This is a genomic window from Pedobacter sp. Leaf176 (genome assembly GCF_001424305.1).
In the GTDB taxonomy this organism is placed as follows: domain Bacteria; phylum Bacteroidota; class Bacteroidia; order Sphingobacteriales; family Sphingobacteriaceae; genus Pedobacter.
Genome location: NZ_LMPD01000001.1, coordinates 773310 through 794004 on the forward strand (window position 1 = coordinate 773310; position 20695 = coordinate 794004).

17 protein-coding genes are annotated in these 20695 nt (G+C 35.6%); 13 read left to right on the forward strand and 4 right to left on the reverse strand.

The window, feature by feature from the left end; translation table 11 throughout:
- The first annotated feature begins 8 nt into the window (after positions 1-8).
- Both gldM and gldN read left to right on the forward strand, forming a co-directional pair.
- Positions 9-1544 carry a gliding motility protein GldM gene (gene gldM, locus ASF92_RS03510; RefSeq protein WP_056087835.1) on the forward strand — a complete coding sequence of 512 codons (1536 nt, stop codon included), beginning with the start codon at positions 9-11 and terminating at the stop codon, positions 1542-1544.
- A gap of 7 nt (positions 1545-1551) precedes the next feature.
- A complete protein-coding gene (gene gldN, locus ASF92_RS03515) occupies positions 1552-2445 on the forward strand; it encodes a gliding motility protein GldN (protein ID WP_056087837.1) in 894 nt (297 codons plus the stop codon).
- 84 nt (positions 2446-2529) lie between these two features.
- On the opposite strand, the gene uvrC is transcribed toward gldN, so the two are convergent.
- The gene (uvrC, locus tag ASF92_RS03520; protein WP_056087840.1) at positions 2530-4332 is read right to left on the reverse strand and encodes an excinuclease ABC subunit UvrC; all 1803 of its coding nucleotides are present in this window, start codon (positions 4330-4332) and stop codon (positions 2530-2532) included.
- A gap of 408 nt (positions 4333-4740) precedes the next feature.
- Here uvrC and ASF92_RS03525 point away from each other — a divergent pair, with 408 nt between their 5' ends.
- The 3 genes from ASF92_RS03525 to ASF92_RS03535 all read left to right on the forward strand — a co-directional run bounded on the left by ASF92_RS03525 (position 4741) and on the right by ASF92_RS03535 (position 8619).
- A complete protein-coding gene (locus ASF92_RS03525; RefSeq protein ID WP_056087843.1) occupies positions 4741-5094 on the forward strand; it encodes a hypothetical protein in 354 nt (117 codons plus the stop codon).
- Between the two features lie 68 nt (positions 5095-5162).
- A complete protein-coding gene (locus ASF92_RS03530; RefSeq protein ID WP_056087844.1) occupies positions 5163-5963 on the forward strand; it encodes a GLPGLI family protein in 801 nt (266 codons plus the stop codon).
- A 7-nt stretch (positions 5964-5970) separates the two neighbouring features.
- Positions 5971-8619 carry a carboxypeptidase-like regulatory domain-containing protein gene (locus ASF92_RS03535; protein WP_056087847.1) on the forward strand — a complete coding sequence of 883 codons (2649 nt, stop codon included), beginning with the start codon at positions 5971-5973 and terminating at the stop codon, positions 8617-8619.
- A gap of 5 nt (positions 8620-8624) precedes the next feature.
- Here the strand turns inward: ASF92_RS03535 and ASF92_RS03540 are convergent, their stop codons facing one another.
- Positions 8625-10847 carry a transglycosylase domain-containing protein gene (locus ASF92_RS03540; protein WP_056087850.1) on the reverse strand — a complete coding sequence of 741 codons (2223 nt, stop codon included), beginning with the start codon at positions 10845-10847 and terminating at the stop codon, positions 8625-8627.
- A 1-nt stretch (position 10848) separates the two neighbouring features.
- Positions 10849-13617 (reverse strand): lipopolysaccharide assembly protein LapB, encoded by a 2769-nt coding sequence (locus ASF92_RS03545; RefSeq protein WP_056087853.1) that lies wholly within the window; start codon positions 13615-13617, stop codon positions 10849-10851.
- Between the two features lie 106 nt (positions 13618-13723).
- Between ASF92_RS03545 and ASF92_RS03550 the strand changes: the two genes are divergently transcribed.
- The 8 genes from ASF92_RS03550 to atpG all read left to right on the forward strand — a co-directional run bounded on the left by ASF92_RS03550 (position 13724) and on the right by atpG (position 19830).
- Complete coding sequence (locus ASF92_RS03550; protein ID WP_056087856.1) at positions 13724-13945, forward strand: AtpZ/AtpI family protein; 222 nt, start codon at positions 13724-13726, stop codon at positions 13943-13945.
- 161 nt (positions 13946-14106) lie between these two features.
- Positions 14107-14496 (forward strand): hypothetical protein, encoded by a 390-nt coding sequence (locus ASF92_RS03555; protein WP_231729732.1) that lies wholly within the window; start codon positions 14107-14109, stop codon positions 14494-14496.
- A gap of 14 nt (positions 14497-14510) precedes the next feature.
- The gene (atpB, locus tag ASF92_RS03560; RefSeq protein WP_056087858.1) at positions 14511-15635 is read left to right on the forward strand and encodes a F0F1 ATP synthase subunit A; all 1125 of its coding nucleotides are present in this window, start codon (positions 14511-14513) and stop codon (positions 15633-15635) included.
- Positions 15636-15675: 40 nt separating this feature from the next.
- The gene (gene atpE, locus ASF92_RS03565) at positions 15676-15891 is read left to right on the forward strand and encodes an ATP synthase F0 subunit C (RefSeq protein WP_056087863.1); all 216 of its coding nucleotides are present in this window, start codon (positions 15676-15678) and stop codon (positions 15889-15891) included.
- Between the two features lie 90 nt (positions 15892-15981).
- Positions 15982-16476, forward strand: coding sequence for a F0F1 ATP synthase subunit B (locus ASF92_RS03570; RefSeq protein WP_056087866.1), 495 nt, complete (start codon positions 15982-15984; stop codon positions 16474-16476).
- A 59-nt stretch (positions 16477-16535) separates the two neighbouring features.
- Positions 16536-17075: an ATP synthase F1 subunit delta gene (atpH, locus tag ASF92_RS03575; protein WP_056087868.1), complete on the forward strand. Its 540-nt coding sequence runs from the start codon at positions 16536-16538 to the stop codon at positions 17073-17075.
- 203 nt (positions 17076-17278) lie between these two features.
- Complete coding sequence (atpA, locus tag ASF92_RS03580) at positions 17279-18853, forward strand: F0F1 ATP synthase subunit alpha (RefSeq protein WP_056087870.1); 1575 nt, start codon at positions 17279-17281, stop codon at positions 18851-18853.
- A gap of 86 nt (positions 18854-18939) precedes the next feature.
- Positions 18940-19830 (forward strand): ATP synthase F1 subunit gamma, encoded by an 891-nt coding sequence (atpG, locus tag ASF92_RS03585; protein ID WP_056087874.1) that lies wholly within the window; start codon positions 18940-18942, stop codon positions 19828-19830.
- A gap of 69 nt (positions 19831-19899) precedes the next feature.
- Here atpG and ASF92_RS03590 read toward each other — a convergent pair whose 3' ends face one another.
- Complete coding sequence (locus tag ASF92_RS03590; protein ID WP_056087877.1) at positions 19900-20634, reverse strand: hypothetical protein; 735 nt, start codon at positions 20632-20634, stop codon at positions 19900-19902.
- Positions 20635-20695 lie beyond the last annotated feature (61 nt).

The following is a 20695-nucleotide window of genomic DNA, read 5'->3' on the forward strand; positions in this document are numbered from 1 at the left end:
ACATAAAAATGGCAGGCGGAAAAGAAACAACAAGGCAGCGGATGATCAATATCATGTATTTGGTATTGTTAGCCATGCTGGCCTTAAACGTATCAGACACAATACTAGATGCATTCAAAAATATCAATGATAGTTTGGATACATCAAAAACAAACGTTAATACCGGCATAGATCAGCTTTTTTCTTCTTTTGAGAACTCAAAGCTTAAAGAAGAGCCAGCCCGTGCTCAACCGATTTACGATAAAGCTAAGCAGGCAAAAGCTGCAGCTGATGATTTGAATAATTACATCGAAGGTATTAAAAAGCAGTTTACTGTAGCTGGCGATGGGATTAATCCTGAAACTGGTGATTTGACTAATCGTGATAACCAGGACATTGCTCCTAATTTGATGATTAACCAGAAAGAAGGAGAAAAACTGAAAGCAAAAATTAATGCAACCCGTGAAAAGCTGATTTCTTTATTGGATCCAAAAGACAGAGAAAGTGTTACATTTTCTCTTGAAGCTAAAGATCCGGTAAGAAAAAGAAAAGGAAACTGGCAGGAGACATTGTTTGGTGAAGGAACACCTTTAACTGCCGCAATGACAATTTTAACCAAACTTCAGACTGATACAAAAAATGCAGAGGCTGAAGTGGTTAAAAAGCTATTCGGAAATATGGATAAGGCTGTTGTTAACATTGATAAATTTGCTGCCGTTGCTGTAGCACCCACATCATATGTGATCCAAGGGCAGCCGTATACAGCTGAAGTATTTTTAACTGCAAGCGATTCGAGATCAAACCCTGATATCGCTGTAGGTGGAAGTAAATTGTCGGTTAGGGATGGTAAAGGAACTTATACCGGCGGAACCGGCAGTGTCGGCGTTTTTAAATGGGTCGGAACTATTCGTGTTCGACAAACTGACGGGCAGGTAAAGGAATATAAAACACCTGAACAAACTTATCAGGTGGCAAAACCTTCGGCTAATGTATCGTCAGATAAAATGAATGTTATTTATGCTGGCATTCCGAATCCATTTTCGGTATCTGCAGCAGGTTTTCCTTTGGAAAGTGTAAATGCAAGCGCATCAGGTGCTTCTATGAGTAAAACAGGCGCAGGTAAATATAATGTTCTTGCCAGCGGTTCGCAGGTAGGTTCAGAGGTTTCAATTAATGTATCAGCGTCTAATGCCGGTAAAAGTGTTAGCCTTGGTTCACAGAAATTCAGGGTAAAAGCCATTCCAAAACCAACAGCCAAGGTTGGCGGAAGAGCTGGGGGCGATATCGCATCAGTGCAGTTGAAAAGTGAGTCTGAAATTGAGGCGGATTTAGACGACTTCCCATTTGATGTAAAGTTCAAAATTCAACGTTACAAATTAACAATTATAAAACCACGTTCTGATGCTATCACAATTTCGGGTAGCGGTGGTGGATTTGCAGGTGCGGTAAGAACAGCTATAAATTCAATTACGCCAGGAACTAGGGTCTTCTTCGAAGATATTGTTTCTGTAGGTCCAGATGGCCGTCAGAATGTTTTGCCTTCGATAGCATTTTCAGTTAAATAGAAATAAGATGAAAAGGATTTTAAGCATCGCAGTATTAGTTTTATCAACAGGATTTGCATTCGCACAAACACCTCTTAAAAAGAAGGGTGCAGCTGTAAATACGGGTGCGCAAGTTGACAGCACTAAAAAGATAACGGCTAAGAAAAAGTTGAAAGTACCGCCGAGGGATGGTTTTTATGCCCGTAAGGATATCGATAGCACGGAAATGGTGCCTTTAGCTGATGTACGTGAAGAGGATGTGTTTTATGCAAAGCGTATTTGGAGAGAAATTGATCTTCGTGATACGGTGAATTCACCACTTAAATCTCCTAAATCAAGATTAATCGATGTTTTAATTTCATCAGTCAAATCAGAAGAACTAACGGCTTATTCACCATTTGATACGCTAAACAATGAAGATGATGCATTTACAAACCCCTTAACTGCTGATACTGCATTGATGCAGGCTGCGGGAACTGTTGAAGTTACAGATTCCAAGGCCGGAACAGTGAAAACGGTGGCTAATGATCTAAATCCGGAATCATTCTTGAAATACAGGATTAAAGAAGACTGGATTTTTGATGTTAAACGTTCTATTTTCGAACCTCGAATTGTCGGCATAGCGCCAATGAAATTCATTGAAGCCTCCAAGCAATGGCAGCCTGTTTTTTGGATTAGTTATGACGAATTAAGACCAATTATTGCACATAAAAGATTGGTCAATACAAATAACGATGCTTCCACTTTAAGTTTTGATGACTTCTTCATCCGCCGCTTATTCAGCAGTTATATTGTTAAGGAATCTAATCCGGGGGATAATAAACTAAGGGATATCATTACCGATCCAAGAGAAAGATTGATGGAATCCGAAAGAATTAAAAAGTCTGTTCTCGATTACGAACAAGGACTTTGGGAATATTAAAACAAAAAGCTTCGATTTATCGAAGCTTTTTGTTTTTAAAATGGTCATACTGGAAGAAATGAATAAAATTTCATAAACTATAATTTAGGTCTGATTAAAATACGCCAAAAGCGTAGCAACCTGCTTTTTATTAAGTACTTCGCCCAATTCCTTTTCTGTCGCTTCTTTTATTTTTTTAACCGATTTAAAATGAGTTAATAACCTGTCGGCCGTTGTTTTTCCTATCGCAGGAATCTGTTCCAATTCAGTCTTTAATGTTCCCTGGTCTCTTTTCTTCCTATGGAAAGTAATTCCGAAACGGTGGGCTTCATCGCGCAATTGCTGGATAATCTTTAGCGTTTCAGATTTTTTATCCAGGTAAAGCGGATAATTGTCTCCGGGATAAAATAATTCTTCCAGTCTTTTTGCAATGCCAATTATGGTCACTTTATGTTCAATTCCGAGTAACCTTAAACTTTTTACGGCTGACGAAAGTTGCCCTTTACCACCATCTATAATAATTAGCTGGGGTAGTGGTTGGTTTTCTTCCAGCATGCGCTTATAGCGACGGAAAACCGCCTCTTCCATGGTTGCAAAATCATTTGGACCTTCGACAGTTTTCACATTGAAATGTCGATAATCTTTTTTAGAAGGTTTTGCGTCTTTAAAAACCACGATTGCTGACACAGGAAATTTACCCTGAAAGTTAGAGTTGTCAAAACATTCTATATGCTTAGGGAGTTGCGTTAAACGTAAATCCTTTTGCATGGTGGCTAAAATCCTGTCGGTGCGTAAATCAGGATTTAATTTTTCATACTGATTTAGTTTTTCTTTCTTAAAGAATAAGACATTCTTTTGCGAGAGTTCTAAGAGCTTCTTTTTTTCTCCGAGTTTTGGTACAGTGAAACGCAAGCTTTCATCTTCAAGCGTTGGTTCAAAGGGAACTATAATTTCTCTGGATGTGCTATTGAATTTTGTTCTGAAATCAAGCAATGCAAGGGTTAAAATTTCATCATCACTTTCATCTAACTGCTTTTTTACCTCAATGGTTTGTGTTTGTATGATTGTTCCGTTCATCACCTTGAGGTAATTCACAAAGGCGTAACGTTCATCCGATGCGATACTAACCACGTCGACATTGGTAATTGCACTATTAACAACCGTTGATTTACTTTGGTATTTTTCTAATACCTGTAATCTTCTGGAATATTGGTGTGCCAATTCAAAATTTAAATCTTCTGAAGCCGTTTTGATAACGTTTTTAACATCCCGGATAACATTACCAATCTTGCCATTTAGTATTTCCTTTATCTCGGCGATATTTTTATCATAATTACTTTCTGTTTGATAAGCCTGGCAAGGTCCTTTGCAATTGCCGATCTGATATTCAAGGCAAACTTTAAATTTCCCTTCGGAAATATTTTTCTCGTTTAGTGGTAAGGAGCATGTTCTTAACGGATAGGATTCCTTTATCAAATCTAATATGGTATGCATCATACCTATTGAACCATATGGGCCGAAATAGGTAGAGCCATCTTTAATCACCTTCCTTGTCCAGTAAATTCGGGGGAAATTTTCATTTTTGACGATAATCCAGGGATAGGTTTTATCGTCCTTTAAATTAATGTTAAACTTAGGCTGGTGCTTTTTTATAAGGCTGTTTTCCAGCAACCAGGCGTCGATTTCAGTATCAACAATAGTAAAAGTTATTTTTCTGATTTTGGAAACCAGCACCCTGGTTTTACCATTAAATTGATTTTTATCACCGTTAAAATAGGAACCAACCCGGTTACGTAAATCTTTTGCCTTTCCGATGTACATTAACTTTCCGTCAGCATCCCAATATTGATACACCCCAGGTTTATGGGGAATCGCCATCAATGCGGTCTTATGGTCGAAACTGCTCATATTCGCAGTAAAGATAGAAAACCAATTTCAATATGGGCTAATCTGTTAATAGAATGATTGTTTAGTACTTGGTTAGCCATTCATTGTGTTAGGTCGCAAGGTATTATCTGCAGCTAATTATTTTCTTGAGTTTCTCCTTTATGGTGATATTTAAAATAAGATACCTATGGCGTTTTATTTACCTCCAATTCGGCCTTGCGAGGATTGGCTTTTGGATAATTGTGCAGTTGTTTGTAGCTCTTAATAATCATTTTTTTAAAAAAAAGTTGAAATATAAATGATTTAAACACATCACCTATAATTTAAACATATAGCGTTTAGGAATATTTAATTTTAACATATACGTTTGGATATTACTTCGCGAGTAATAAAATAACTGATTTTTAACTCTAATTTAAACAGAAGAAAATGAAAAGACTGATTTTACTATTCGGAATAATGTTTATTGCTTTTGGCGCATTTGCATCTAGCAGTATCACAAAAAAAGCTATAAAAGGCAGCAGGTTGACTGAGTTCAGTTCGATTACATCTCATCAGGCAGTAAAGAATGTTTCTATGGCAAAAACCGGAACCAATCAAATGGATATTGGAGGGTGTACAGTGAAAATCCATTGTGAATTTGTTGTAAAAGTAAATGCTCCCGGTGTTATGAACTTTAATTTGTTAGTGAAAAACGATTTATCTTTTACTGCAGATAATTGTATAGAAGCCGGAAAGGCGGCAGGTGCTTTTGCAGCTCAGTTAATTAAAGAACTTGCATAATAATAAAGCGGATATATTAAAACACAAAAGCTGAATTACGCTTTTGTGTTTTACTAAACGATGATCAAATGAAAAATTTTTTTCTTATATCAATTTTCTGCCTGTTTTTTAAAGTTAGCCATGCTCAAGAAAAATTGAATAAAATAGAATATAATTATTCAATAAACGGCGATACCAGCAGCGTAGCAAATCTTTATTTTAATAGCTCCGTATCCTTTTTTGAAATAATTAATAAAAAATTAAGGGATAGCATTGCCAGAGACAATTTAAATGACCAGTATATAATTACGGCCGTCAGGAATATTAAAATGCCATATGGGACTATTTTACGAAATGATCTGGATACTTTGTTAACAAGAACAAAATCATTTGATGATAAAACATATTTAATAAAAGAAAGTGCTGTAAAAATAGATTGGAATTTAATAAATGACCATAAAAAAATTAACGATTTAAATTGTTTAAAGGCTGAAGGCTATTTCAGGGGACGTAATTATGTTGCCTGGTATACCCCAGACATACCAACAACCTTTGGCCCCTTAAAATTCTGGGGCTTGCCTGGGTTAATTTTAGAAATTAAAGATGATAATAATTTTGTGTTGATTAACGCCAGAAAGATTGAAATTCCAAGTAAAGAAACTGTAGATTTTAATAAATTAATGTCGAATTACGATGTGAAAATTTCTTTGCAGCAATTCGTGAAAAATCTCAAAAATGCAAACGCCTTTGGGAAACAATACATGGAAAGGATCTTATCTAAGATTCCAAAAAAAACAGGGGTTAAAGTAACGGTAAGTAATTATTCTATTTCAACAGAAATTGGCGAAGCTATAGAGCGTGTCTATGAATGGGAGCTAGATAAAAAATAATTTTATCTTGAAAAAATTATTCATTTATACTTCGATAATTTTTTTCTTTTGTAGTGAAAATTTACCTGCACAAATAAAAATATTTGGGAAAATAAGTGATCAAAATTCAGAGCCATTAACGGCAGTTAATGTCACTATAAGGTTTGCTAAAACGCAAACCATTTTAGCTTTCACCTTTACAGATAAAAATGGCCACTATTCCGTTAATATAAATACTCCAGGTGATTTCCAGGTAGATTTTAGTTCAATTTCTTACAAAAAGAAAACTGGTTTAATAGAAATTAAGACTGGTGAGGCATATGAGTTAAACCAAATTTTAATTGCCGAAGACTTCAAACTCAATGAAGTTATTATCCAGGCAAAAAGGCCAATAACCACAAAAGGAGATACAATTATTTTTGATGCCAATTTTTTTGCCAAAGGAAATGAAAACGTCGTTGAGGATTTGTTGAAAAGAATACCGGGATTAAGTGTTTCCAAAGATGGAACTATTTGGATCGGAAATCAGGAAGTCGAAAAAATAATGGTAGAAGGGGATGATTTTTTTGAAAAAGGCTATAGAGTTTTAACAAAGAACATGAAAGCCAATACTATCGGTAGTGTGGAAGTCTATAAAAAATACTCAAATAATCGGTTGCTCAAAGGAATTGAAAATAGCGATAGAGTTGCAATTAATTTGAAATTAAAGGACAGTTTAAAAAGGCAATTTTTTGGAGATCTGAATTTAGGATATGGAATAAATAACAATTTTGATAATCACCTTAACGTGATGTCATTTGGTGAAAAAATGAAGATTTACATGTTAGGAAACGCAAATAATGTTGGAAACGACGTTACCGGTGAGTTAAACTCCTTAATTTATCCGTCTAATTCAGAGGCAATTGGGAATATCGGCGATGACATAAATAACAAAAAACTTTTTTCATTTTCTATCCCGGTTAATAACCTGAATAATGATCGGGCTGATTTTACAACCACCAAATTGGCTTCAGTTAATTTGATATTTAATTTAAATAAAAACCTAAAGTTGAAATTAACTAATTTATTTAATCGGGGTAGTAATAGATTTATTAATGATGGTTACGACCAATTTAGGTTAGGTTCTGATGTATATGTAAACAAGATAGACAATATGATTTCTGGCAGGCAATTTACCAACTTTAACAAACTCGATCTAATTTTTGATATTTCGAAAACCCAAATGTTAACTGTAAACAGTAAGTTGAAATTAGGTAAGGAAAATTTGGATAATAATTTAAACCTGAATGATGTACTTAATATTAATAATTTGCAAAATGACGATTCGTTAATTGATTATGATTTTAAATATACAGATAAATACAATGACAGTAGCGCCCTTATTTTAACCGGCAGGTATATTAAACAGAATAGTTTACAAAATTTTCAATCTAATAACTTTTTATTTGCAAACTTACTTAATTTATCAAATATCTCGTCAACAAATCAAGACATAAACAATAAGACACAATATATTGGAATTGAAATTAATTTAATTGGAAAGAGTGCTGTTAATTTTAAATCGGGATTTCAGCTCAGTCAGGATCTTTTAACCTCCAGATTATCATTTGAAGAAGATAAGGAAAATGCGCACATTAGTGATCTTTACAGCAACTACCTGAACTACAATGTTGGTGATATATACGCAGGCATCAAATATAGTTATAAGTTCGGTAAGGCGGTAATTTTTACTGATTCAGAAATTCATCAATTATTGAATTTTAAGAAGACTGTCGAATATTCAAATCATCAATACCCTATTTATATAAATCCAAAAGTTGGATTTAATTGGATAATTAACGAGAATAATAAAGTTACTTCGCATTATTCCTACAATAAAAAGAACTCGGGTATTGACGATATTTACGATAATTATTTGTTGACTGATTATAATACCTTTTCAAAAGGTGCGAAATCCTTTAATCAACTTGAGAGCAGTACTTTTTTAACTAATTTTACAACTGGTAATTTTTCCAGTTTAGTATTTGCAAACATCAATTTTTTATATTTAAAATACTTCAATTTTTTTGCGTCGAACTATATTCTTCAAAAGAATTATACCCAAATAGAAAAAATTAAGGTAAAAAATAAAATGCTATTTAGTTTTAGTTCAGACCTTAGTTTTGCTTTAAAAAAAATAAAAAATAATTTGAAGGTTGATGTTGGTTTTTCTGCCTCAACATATAAAAACCAGGTTAACAGTGGCCCTATTATAAATTTTAAGGCAGATTCCTATAACTGGGGAATGGAGTTGCATTCTGTTTTTGATGGCTTCTTTAACTATGAAATTGGGGCAAACTGGGCAATTAGCAAAATTAAATCAACGGAAACTAAATTAACATCTGATAACGCCAGCTTTGCAAAGGTTACTACAAAAATAAGCGATAAAATTAATCTGGCTATCCGAAGTGAGCTGTATAGATTCAGTTTTGAGGACAAAAAAATGCAATATAGTTTTGTTGATTTTAATGCTAATTATATAATTAAGAAAAACAAAATTAACATCGGTATAAGTGGTAAAAATTTAACTAATACATTAAAATATGTTTCGCAAAGTATTTCAGATATTGCTACTTACTCAAGATCATACCATTTAAGGCCAAGAATGCTCATATTTAACACTGAATTTAGTTTCTGATTAGATTAAAATCCTAATTTTTCGTCAAGTTCGGTTGTTCCTTCCTCTTCTTTTTGATACTGATTACAGTCGAATACAATAGAAATACCTGATTTAGGTGCATCAAAATCCGCATGACTAATTTTCAATTTAGGATTTGAATAAACTCTTTTAATGAACCCTGCAAAAATGGGTAATGCGGTGTTAGCACCTTCACCCTGATTGGTACTTAAGAAGTGAAACGCCCTGTCTTCGCAACCAGTCCAGATACCAGTTACCAATTGAGGTGTTATCGCCATAAACCAACCGTCGGAGTTGTTCTGCGTTGTTCCGGTTTTGCCGCCAATTGGTGCGTTAACTTTATACTTATTAATAAGGCGGTAGCCGGTGCCGCCGGTTACAACACCTTTTAGCATTCTCGTCATAACATAGGCTACCTCTTCGCTCATAACAGGTTTTGGTATCGGTTTTTGAGAGAAAAGTACTACTCCATTTTTATCTTCGATCCTTAATAAATAAACAGGTTGTGTATAAATACCTTTATTTGCGAAGGCCCCATATGCACCTACCATGTTGTATACTGATGCATCAAACGAACCTAAACAGATTGATGGGTATGCAGGTACATTAGGTATACCCATTTTAGTGGCCAGGTTTGCAACAGCTACTGGCCCGACCTGTTTCATCAGGTAGGCCGTTACATAGTTCTGGGAATAAGCAAGTGCTTTTTGTAGAGTTATGGCACCCTCAAGTGGTTTTCCTGAAGATCTTGGTGTGTAAGGCGCTCCATAACCATCAATTGTAACCGGAACGTTTGGAACGGTTAAGCAGGGCGAAAAGCCATTTTCTACGGCTACAGCATAGGTAAAAGGTTTCGCTGTTGAACCCACCTGACGCGTACCCATTTTTACCTGATCATATTTAAAATGCTCATAATTAATGCCACCAACCCAGGCTTTTACATAACCCGTGGTCGGATCCATACTCATCATGGCATTGCGTAAAAGCATTTTGTAATAACGAACAGAATCTATCGGTTTCATTGTAGTATCTACATTTCCTTTCCAGGTAAATATCGTCAGGTTTGTGGGAGTGTTAAATTCGTTTTTGATTTCGTCATCGGTTTTGCCCTCCAGTTTTGCGGCTTTATATCTGTCAGAACGTTTAATTCCCTGTTCAATTTGTAAAGCTTTATCTTTAAAAGGATTTCTTCCCCTCCAGCTATTCAAAAACTGCGCCTGAAGTGTTTTCATGTATTCTTTCTGGGCAGCTTCTGCATATTCCTGCATGTCGTAATTCAAGGTTGTATAAATCTTTAAACCATCACGGTCCAGGTCGTAAGAACTTCCGTCGGGTTTTGTAATGCCCTGTTCTTCAAAGATGCCTTTAATATCATTTTTAAGAACCGAACGGAAATAAGGAGCGATACCATCGTTTACAGTAGCCGCATTAAAATGTAAATTTAAGGGTGTTTCTTTTTCCTCTTCAAACTGCTGTTGCGTTAGAAAATCAGATTTAACCATCATAGCCATAACTGTATTTCTTCTTGCTTTCGAACGTTCGGGATTTCGTGTAGGAGAATACATGGTGATGCCTTTTTGCATACCAACTAATGTTGCCGCCTGGGGAACCGTTAGTTTATCTGGCGTTGTATTAAAGTAAACCCTTGCAGCCGATTTAATTCCATAGGCTTGATTACCGAAATCTACTGTATTTAGATACATGGTAATAATTTCTTCTTTGGTATAATTCCTTTCCAGTTTAACTGCAACAACCCATTCTTTAAATTTCTGCATCACACGTTTAAAAAAATTCCGCTGCCTGCCTTCTTCAGAAAATAAATTCAATGCCAGCTGCTGCGTAATCGTGCTGCCACCCTGTTTTTTTCCGATCAAATTATAGCCTATGATAGTGAATGTACGTTGAAAATCAATTCCGGAGTGCTCTTTAAAACGGGTGTCTTCTGTAGCAATTAAGCCATTGATTACATTTGGCGAAATCTCCTTATAAGTAACATTCGAACGGTTTTGAACAAAATAGGTTCCAAGCGTTCTGCCATCCTCCGCAATAATTTCGGATGCCTGGTTACTTTTGGGGTGTTCAATATCTCTGAATGAAGGTAAGCTACCAAAAAGACCAAATCCTATCATGGAGATGAAAATGGCAAATAAAGCGATACCACCGATTACAACTTTCCAGATTCGAAGGTTATATCTTTTAATGTCGGCTGCAGAAAGGGGTTTATTCATTTTAATAATTGTTTTTGTAAAACTCCAGATATTCGTTAACACGTGTTCTATCCGTTAGTTTTTCGAAATTTTCTTTACTGATGATGAAGCTTTTGTATTTGCTGGCGGGCACTTTCATTATATTTTTCAATTGCCCTTTAATGCTTTCTTCATAAATTTGTGCATCTTCTAAATCCACAAAACTGGTTACATAAATCAATTGGTCATCGTCTAACTCTACCAATTTATGGGCCAAATCATTATCCGGGTAGTTCCCACGATTAAACTGGCCAATTCCAAATCTTGAAGAGCTCAAAGTTAAGGAAGCATCTGCAACATCTATTACATAATAATATGTATTTGACGTTGCCGTACTAAATATGCTTAGGGGCTTATCCACATCTGTTTTATTATCAGCTGTTTTTGCCGGCGCTTTCTCAATAGGCTTTGTGTCGGTTTCAGTCGTGATAGCAGCGTTAATGCTTTCTATTGGTTTTGGTTTCGCATTAACTGGTCCCGCCTGATTTACAAACCTCGGTTCATTCGAATCGAAATCTATAAGCGCAACTGGTCTCTGTTTAAATTCTTCAATATTGGCGTCAATATATTTTAAATGGTCTCTCACTAATGGTGTAATGATTAAATCATTTGGATAAAGTGCTGTAATTAAATTGAATTCTGTCAAAAGCGCATCAACTTTCGAAGTTCTACCAATTGAAATGGCTTTTAAATAGGCATATTGGGGTGCTAAACTACTGGTTGGGAAAGCCGTTATATTTTCATTTGCCTGCTTAATTACATCTGTATATTCTTTTTTAGCGTATGCGTCAAATGCAATATTATATTTTTGGTTGATTGCATTTTCGAGCACATCTTGTTTCACGGAATATGATGGGTCTATAATTATTTTCGCAAAATCAGATTGCGGGAATCTAGTTAAAACCAATTGACGATATTCATTTGCCTCTTTTGTACCTTTATAATTCAAATATAGGCTGTAATATATCGCCGCAAGATGATAGTTCTCCGGAAATCGTCTCAAAAGCTCGAGATATACTTTATTCGACTCGTTCCTATCATTTAATTCCTGCTGATAAAAGCTTGCTATTTCAAAGTAAGCGTCGATTATTTTTTGATTAGACGCTGCAACTGAGGCAGGTGTAAAAGGAAGTGCATCTGCAAACTGTTTTTCTAAAGATGTTTGATCTGCAGATGTGCCAGTGTTACCATTATTGATTGGTGTGATGCCGTTTGCTACATTTCCACCCGATAATATCTGATTGGTTTCCTGTGCCGAAGTACGTACACTCTGTCGCCAGTTATCTTCCAGATTCCGGTTTCCCCATCGCTTTTTAAAATCGGCAAAACCAGAACTAATTGCGGCATTATTATTAAAATAAAATGTACTTCCGCTTCCGCTGCTAGCAGAAACGCTAACACTTTGAGTAATAAAATCAGGATTATTTAAGGACCCAACATTTGTGTTGGAGATTGTTGAAACCTCAACTTTAGGCCTTAAGTAATCTTTAATTTTAACAGTCCTTTCGCTTTCAGGTAACTTTGCTATTGCCTGCAATGTGTCTTCTTTTGAGATCAGCGTATATCTGTCAGACAGATATTGAAGATTTTGCGCTTTTTTAATAATGTTTTCATAATCAGGGAAATTTTTTGGCATAACGACCGCCGTACTGTCGTAATAAGCCTTTGCTTTAATATAATTCTTGAATTCATTAAAATTTAAATCGGCTATTCTCAAATATGAAAGTGCTTTTTGATTTAAATTTACGACGCTTTTATTTGCTGATTTTTGATAATTTTCCTCTGCTTTAATGAAATTTGCTTCTTTTGAAAAGAGTTCGCCAATCTGATAGTATATCTGGTCGGTGTAGTCAGCATTTTTGTCGTCCTTCAGCAGTGCTAGTAATGCCTTCTCTTTATTTATTTTGACACCGCTGATGAATGCTCTTAGCTTAATTCGCTGCAAATTTGCATGGAAATACATTTCAAATGGGGCATTGCTGCTTTCAACTTTTGTGTAATTAATCAATGCGCTTTGAAGATCATTTTCTTTTTCCTGTAATTGAGCAAGAATAAATAGCCATCGGATTTTTAATTTTTTATCATCCGCATTTTTTATCGCGGCCTCTAATAATAACATAGCCTCTTTATGCCTTTTTTGATAAATGCGCATTTGTGCCGTGGTGGCTAAAGGTTCGGACAGATCTTTTTTCAGTTCATCCTGGGCACGAAGCATCGTATCCAGAATTTTATCAGCAAAAACCATGTTATTCAGCTCCATCTGGCTACGGGCTTTCCAGTTTAATGCCATAATAAAGGTTTTTAAATTATCTTTATAGGTTTTTGCAGTATAATCAAAGTACTCTGAAGAGATGAAGTAATTCCCTTTTAAATAATTAGCCTTACCTAGAAGCATGTAGGCATCATCGATATAATTGCTGAAGCTTTTTTCATTAATGATGGTCTGGCTTTTGAAAATAATATCGTCCAGGGATTTGTTAGCATTACCTGGTGTTAAATTCAAAACAACTTGTGGCTCGGGATCTAAGTAGACAGGTAAAATTTTCTCATAATTATCAGCAAAGGTTTGCAACAAACCCTCATTGTATTCTGTTAATAATACATTTGAGTTATATACATAGTTATACCTCGCCGTTAAGTTTTGCATCTTGCGGTCTACGGCAGTATCTTTATTGGCCACACAACCATAAATAAAGAAAGTACTGAAAAATAAAATGAAGGGGAATAAAGTTTTATCGGTGTATTTTTTCAATTATAAAAAATCGCGTTAGTTACATACAATAAACAAAATATCGGTAAAAATATTTTACCTGCCAAAATTAAATTATTCAAAGTTAACTTAATTATTTTATTATAAAATGGAAAAGCCAAACCTCGAGGACAGCAAAAAAAAGGTTAATGCCGCTGTGAAATATTCTGCGATAGGCTTCCAAATGATAGCGACTATCGGGCTGTTTACTTTTATCGGTTATAAAATAGACGAACACAGACATAGCGAAAACAACATTATTACCGCAGTTTTTGCCCTGGTTGGTGTTGGAATCGCCCTTTATCAGGCAATTCGTCAGGCAACGAGGTAGATTGTGAAGGTTGTTGAATTGCTATGTTGTTGAAATTGGATTTGGAAGTAGATTAACTATGGCTCAACAATCTATCAAACAAACAATTTAACATTTTCACGGCGCTTATCACCTAAAATCTTATCTTTGTTAAAGTTTTCATTTACAAGGAATTTATTCAATTGACTCTAGCCAAATTTACCAGTTCATATTTAATTTTCCTCGGGCTTTTAATTGGCATTATCGCTGGTTTGCCTATGTTATTTCCTGATACGCAGCTTTTCGTTAAAAACTTTTGGCTTCTGTTTGGCTTCTTAGCAGGCATCACTTTTATAGCTTATTTGCTTGTTGACATTGGGATAAAAAAAGACCCGGAAGTAGGAATTATGGCCATTATGGGATCGATTGCCCTGAAGATGATTTTTTGTATGGCTTTTGTGTTGATTTACAGTATAAAAGAGAAGGGAATAGGCGTTGTATTTCTTCTAAATTTTTTTTCTTTATATTTATTGTTTTCAGTCTTTGAAATATACTGTCTGTTGCGTAACTTGCGCCACCAAAATTTAAAGTAAAAATCTGCCAATAAATGGATTGTAACCAAGTTTTAGTATCAAAAGTTAAGAAGGTAATTGTTGTTTTTACGCTTTTAATCGCATTTTTATCTATCAAAATTGATACTTTCGCTCAAGCTGATAGCGCTGTTGTTCCTGTTGATAGTGTAGTTGCTGAATCTGCTGAAGCAGTTTCTGGTCAGCATGGTGCCGTTGAGCATGGTAAAGAGAAATTTGAGCCTACCAAAGTGATTATGGAGCATATTGCAGATTCGCACATGTGGCATCTTTGGGGCCATACTTCATTACCTCTTCCGGTAATTTTATATACTAATGGTGGCTTAGAAGTTTTTTCTTCTGCTAACTTTCATCATGGTGAACATGATTACGTTGGTAAATACAATACTTACCGTTTAGAAGAAGATCATGTAAAAGTGGTTGGTGCCGATGGTAAAATTGATGAAGATGCATCTGTTTTAGATTTTTCTATAACCAAGAATGTTGCAGCAATGTTCGTTGCTATAGTTGTTATACTAATCGTTTTTATTTCTGTTGCGGGCGCTTACAAGAAGCGTGTTGGTAAATCTCCAAAAGGCTTGCAATCTTTCATTGAACCAATTATCATTTTCGTCAGAGATGATATTGCTAAACCAAATATCGGTCATAAATATGCGAAGTTTATGCCATATTTATTAACCACGTTTTTCTTTATTCTTTTTAACAATATATTTGGTTTAATCCCAATTTTCCCTGGTGGTGCAAACGTTACTGGTAACATCGCTTTAACTTTTGTAATGGCTTTAGGAACAATGATAATTGTTAACATTAACGGTAACAAGTATTATTGGAAGCACATTTTTAAACCAGATGTCCCATTTTGGTTGTATCCAATCATGATTCCGGTTGAGTTAATTGGTATCATTTCAAAACCCTTTGCTTTAATGATTCGTTTGTTTGCTAACATTACAGCCGGTCACATCATTGTATTAAGTTTAATATCGTTAATTTTTATTTTCGAAACATTGGCTATCGCTCCGGTTTCAGTTGCATTCGTTTTATTTATGGATGTATTGGAATTGTTAGTGGCATTTTTACAGGCCTTTATTTTTACATTACTTACTGCTTTATTTATAGGTATGGCGGTAGAAGAACATCATTAATAGAAACTATTTTTTACAAATCAATATAAATAAATTAGTTATGGTAGGTTCAATCGCGGCAATTGGTGCCGGTTTAGCAGTAATCGGTGCAGGTATCGGTATCGGTCAGGTAGGTGGTAAAGCAATGGAAGGTATTGCTCGTCAACCGGAAGCTGCATCAAAAATTCAGACTGCAATGATTATCGCTGCTGCCCTTATTGAGGGTGCTGCTTTATTCGGTGTGGTAGTTGCATTATTAGGTAATAATCCTCAATAATTCAAACTGAAAAAATTAGATAGGGTATTTAACGATTGGTTATTTACTCTATCTTAATTAATAAAATCAAGATTAAAAAAAATAGATAAAATGGATTTAGTAACCCCAAGCATAGGATTGGTTTTTTGGACATCATTAGCGTTTATCTGCTTATTGATTTTACTTAGAAAGTTCGCCTGGAAACCTATTTTAGGTGCAATTCACGAACGTGAGCAAAGTATTGATGAGGCTTTGAACAAAGCTGAATTGGCAAAACAGGAAATGGCTCGTTTAACCAGCCAGAACCAGGATTTGATGCAACAGGCACGAGCTGAACGCGACGAAATTTTAAAGGAAGCTAAAACCTTGAAAGATGGTATCTTAAATGAAGCTAAAAAACAAGCTCAGGTTGAAGGTGCTAAATTGATTGAGAAAGCTAAAATCGAAATCGAAAACCAAAAGAAAGCGGCGCTAGCTGAGGTTAAAGATCAGGTTTCTACTTTATCATTAGAAATTGCAGAACGTGTTTTGCGCACTCAATTAGATGATAAAACTAAACAAGAAGCTTTAGTTGCTAACTTGTTAAAAGACGTTGAATTAAATTAAGCGTATTGCGTAAAGCGATAGGCGCAAACGCTTAACGCCAGGCGCTAACCCCAAAATATATGTCAGAAATTAAAGTTGCAAGCAGGTACGCCAAATCATTGATAGATTTAGCCGTTGAAGGTAATACTTTAGAGGCCGCCTACAATGATATGGTATTATTTAAAAAAGTGGTTGATGCAACCCCGGAACTTGAGGCTATACTGAAAAATCCGATTATGCCACTTGATAAAAAAGCTGGTATATTGAATGGCATCTTTGCTGATAAAGTAGGAAAGCTAACCTTAACATTTTTTAAAACTGTCGTGAATAAGGGCCGTTCGGTTGTATTATTTGCCACAGCTAAACAATTTTTACATCAGTATAATTTACTTAAAGGTATTGTTACTGCTGATGTAACAACAGCCACTCCTTTGAGCGCTACAGCTAAAGAAGAAATTGTTTCAATTGTAAAAAAAGAATTAGGTGCGAATCAGGTAGTGTTAAACGAAAAAGTTAACGAAAATTTGATTGGCGGATTTATACTTAAGGTTGGGGATAAGCAATTTGATGCAAGTATCGCCAGCAGTTTGAGCAAACTAAAAAAAGAATTTGCGGCTTAGAAGTATAAAGTATCAAGACAGGTTTTTGACTTTGAGGGATCTGAAATAGCAAAAGAGCTGCAGCACAATAATATATAAACCCGATTGACAGCGGTATTTTTGTCATCCTGAGTATAGCGAAGGACAAAAATTAAGCAGAAGGCGGGACCAGAATAATAAAAGGACTATAAGATTTACATTTACAAAAAGATATAATTAAAATTATGGTAGAGGTAAGACCAGACGAAGTATCGGCAATTATCAGACAGCAATTGGCGGGCTTCAAATCAGAAACCGAACTGGAAGAAGTTGGTACCGTATTGCAAGTGGGCGACGGTATTGCCCGCGTTTACGGTTTAACTAAAGTTCAATCGGGAGAGTTGGTTGAATTTGCAAATGGCTTGCAAGGCATTGTATTAAACCTTGAAGAAGATAACGTTGGTGTGGTACTTTTGGGTGCTTTTGACGAAATCAAAGAAGGGGATACAATTAAACGTACCAAAAAAATTGCCTCTATTAAAGTTGGTGAAGGTATGCTTGGGCGCGTGGTGAACACTTTAGGAGAGCCTTTGGATGGTAAAGGTCCAATTCTTGGTGAAACTTACGAAATGCCTTTAGAGCGTAAAGCACCAGGTGTAATTTATCGTCAGCCGGTAAACGAGCCTTTACAAACTGGTATTAAAGCAATCGATGCAATGATTCCAATCGGTCGTGGTCAGCGTGAGTTGGTTATTGGCGACCGTCAGATTGGTAAAACTGCTGTTTGTATCGATACCATTATCAATCAGAAAGAATTTTATGAAGCAGGCCAGCCTGTGTTCTGTATTTATGTAGCCATCGGTCAGAAAAACTCTACTGTTGCAAACATTGTACGTACACTTGAGGAAAACGGCGCTTTACCATATACAGTTGTTGTTGCTGCTTCGGCTGCTGACCCTGCTCCAATGCAGTTCTACGCTCCGTTTGCTGGTGCTGCAATTGGTGAGTTTTTCCGTGATACAGGTAGACCAGCTTTAATTGTTTATGATGATTTATCGAAACAAGCTGTTGCTTACCGTGAAGTATCATTATTACTTCGTCGTCCACCGGGCCGTGAGGCATATCCAGGCGACGTTTTCTACTTACACAGTCGTTTGTTAGAAAGAGCTGCGAAAATTAACGCGAATGATGACATCGCAAAAGCAATGAATGATTTACCTGAGTCGATTAAACACATCGTTAAAGGTGGTGGTTCATTAACAGCTTTACCGATTATCGAAACTCAAGCGGGTGACGTATCTGCCTATATTCCTACTAACGTAATCTCGATTACCGATGGTCAGATTTTCTTAGAGTCGAACTTGTTTAACTCAGGTATTCGTCCGGCCATTAACGTTGGTATCTCGGTATCGCGTGTAGGTGGTAACGCCCAGATTAAATCGATGAAAAAAGTATCAGGTACTTTAAAGTTAGATCAAGCTCAATACCGCGAATTAGAGGCTTTCTCTAAATTCGGTTCTGACTTAGATGCTGCAACGAAATCGGTTTTAGATAAAGGTGCACGTAACGTAGAAATGTTGAAACAAGCGCAATTCTCTCCGTTTACTGTAGAGAAACAAGTTGCAATTGTTTACGCTGGTACTAAAAACTTAATGCGTAGCGTTCCGGTTAGTAAAGTTAAAGAGTTCGAAACAGAATATTTGACTCAATTGGAAATGCGTCATCCGGAGACTTTAGCAGCATTAAAAGCTGGTAAGTTTGATGATACCATTACTGGTGTTTTAGACACAGTAGCAAAAGAGATTTCAAGTAAATACTAATTAGATACAAGTAGCGAGTATCAAGTATCAAGATAGATAAATGAATCAATCTTGATACTTGATACTTAATACTCGATACTTAAAGAATGGCTAATTTAAAAGAAGTAAGAAACCGGATTGCATCGGTACAATCAACACAGCAAATTACCAAAGCTATGAAAATGGTTTCGGCTGCCAAGTTGAAACGTGCTACTAATGCAATTATCGCTTTACGTCCTTATGCAACTAAACTGAAAGAGATTTTAGGAAACCTTTCGGCGAGTTTAGAAGGTTCTTCATCGCCTTTTATTCAAGAGCGTGAACCTAATAAGGTTTTAATTGTAACCGTATCATCAAACCGTGGTTTGGCTGGTGCTTTTAACATGAACGTAATTAAAGCGGCCAACAATTTAATAGCTGAGAAATATAGCGAGCAGTTGAAGAACGGTAATGTTAGCATTATTTCTATCGGTAAGAAAACTCAGGACTTTTACGAGAAACGTAAATACAATGTTATTGGCAACAATAATGAAGTATATTCTGCACTGACTTTCGAAAACGTAACTAAAATTACCGATGCAATTATGGCTGGCTTTATTAAAGGTGAGTTCGATAAAGTTGAAGTGGTTTATAACCGTTTTAGAAACGCAGCTGTGCAGTTCATTACAACCGAACAATTGCTGCCTTTGCCAAAAGCAGAAGAAGCTGAAATTAAAACTGAGAAGAAATCTACTAATATAGATTATATTTTAGAACCATCTCAGGAAGAGATTGTGGAACAGTTGATTCCTAAATCAATTAAAATTCAATTATATAAGGCAGTACTTGATTCACATGCATCCGAGCATGGCGCACGTATGACATCAATGGACAAAGCAACTGAAAATGCTGGCGAATTGTTGAAAGCATTGAAACTTTCTTACAATCAAGCTCGTCAGGCAGCAATTACAACTGAGTTAACGGAGATTGTAAGTGGTGCAGCAGCATTGAATGGATAAACCGCTAAATCTCCTGGAGAGGACTTAAATAAAAAGCCCGTTTCTTAACTGAAATGGGCTTTCTGCCTATTAGTAATAAAGGTTCTCTGGATTAATGATTAACCGTAAATATCCATTCTCAATTTTTTTAATATGGGTACCATCACCCCGATAGACTGACGCATTGAATTTCGCTTCTAACAAATATTTTCCTGATTTTAGTTTTTGCAAATTTGTGATTTCAAATTTAGATTGACTTTGCAACTCAGGCTTTAAAAGCGCATGATATACAAGACTAGAATATCCATTTGTTTGCAGCCCATAATTATCGCCAGATAATTCAAAAAGAACACCGTTTTGTGAATTGTTTCTATTAAAATCCATAGCGAATTTACGTTCGCCTACTGAAAATAAATCTAATTTGTTTTTGGGTACAAAAAAGTTGGTTTGGTTGGTTTGTGGCTGAGCTTGATTTTTGTTGTATTTTTTTAATAGAGATATTTCAATTCCGTTTCTTTCCTTATCTTCAAAGAGGAACCCGACTCCAAACATCACTGAATCTTTATCACCCGATGTGTACTCTTTCTGCTTTACTAGCGAATCAAGTTTAACATTAGCTATAGCATTTCTTAAAGAATTACTCCTGCCTTCTGATTTTTTTTGTATCATTTGCTTTCCATCAATAATGTAAAAAACGGAATCTTTTAACAGTTCTAAGGGATCAGTTTTTTCAATGACAGGCGGCTCTATTATCGGGTTTTCTTTCTTGCAGGCAGCAAGACAAAATAGGGCTATTGCGAACCCTAGTAATTTGTTGGTCTTCATATGATTGATTTTATTTGTGTGTGCTTAAAATTAGTAAAATCTATTAACTAAGCGTTTAATA

Coding starts and splice junctions, on each gene's coding strand:
- gldM (WP_056087835.1), top strand. CDS start 9: ATGGCAGGCGGAAAAGAAACAACAAGGCAGCGGATGATCAATATCATG.
- gldN (WP_056087837.1), top strand. CDS start 1,552: ATGAAAAGGATTTTAAGCATCGCAGTATTAGTTTTATCAACAGGATTT.
- uvrC (WP_056087840.1), bottom strand. CDS start 4,332: ATGAGCAGTTTCGACCATAAGACCGCATTGATGGCGATTCCCCATAAA.
- ASF92_RS03525 (WP_056087843.1), top strand. CDS start 4,741: ATGAAAAGACTGATTTTACTATTCGGAATAATGTTTATTGCTTTTGGC.
- ASF92_RS03530 (WP_056087844.1), top strand. CDS start 5,163: ATGAAAAATTTTTTTCTTATATCAATTTTCTGCCTGTTTTTTAAAGTT.
- ASF92_RS03540 (WP_056087850.1), bottom strand. CDS start 10,847: ATGAATAAACCCCTTTCTGCAGCCGACATTAAAAGATATAACCTTCGA.
- ASF92_RS03550 (WP_056087856.1), top strand. CDS start 13,724: ATGGAAAAGCCAAACCTCGAGGACAGCAAAAAAAAGGTTAATGCCGCT.
- atpB (WP_056087858.1), top strand. CDS start 14,511: ATGGATTGTAACCAAGTTTTAGTATCAAAAGTTAAGAAGGTAATTGTT.
- atpE (WP_056087863.1), top strand. CDS start 15,676: ATGGTAGGTTCAATCGCGGCAATTGGTGCCGGTTTAGCAGTAATCGGT.
- ASF92_RS03570 (WP_056087866.1), top strand. CDS start 15,982: ATGGATTTAGTAACCCCAAGCATAGGATTGGTTTTTTGGACATCATTA.
- atpH (WP_056087868.1), top strand. CDS start 16,536: ATGTCAGAAATTAAAGTTGCAAGCAGGTACGCCAAATCATTGATAGAT.
- atpA (WP_056087870.1), top strand. CDS start 17,279: ATGGTAGAGGTAAGACCAGACGAAGTATCGGCAATTATCAGACAGCAA.
- atpG (WP_056087874.1), top strand. CDS start 18,940: ATGGCTAATTTAAAAGAAGTAAGAAACCGGATTGCATCGGTACAATCA.
- ASF92_RS03590 (WP_056087877.1), bottom strand. CDS start 20,634: ATGAAGACCAACAAATTACTAGGGTTCGCAATAGCCCTATTTTGTCTT.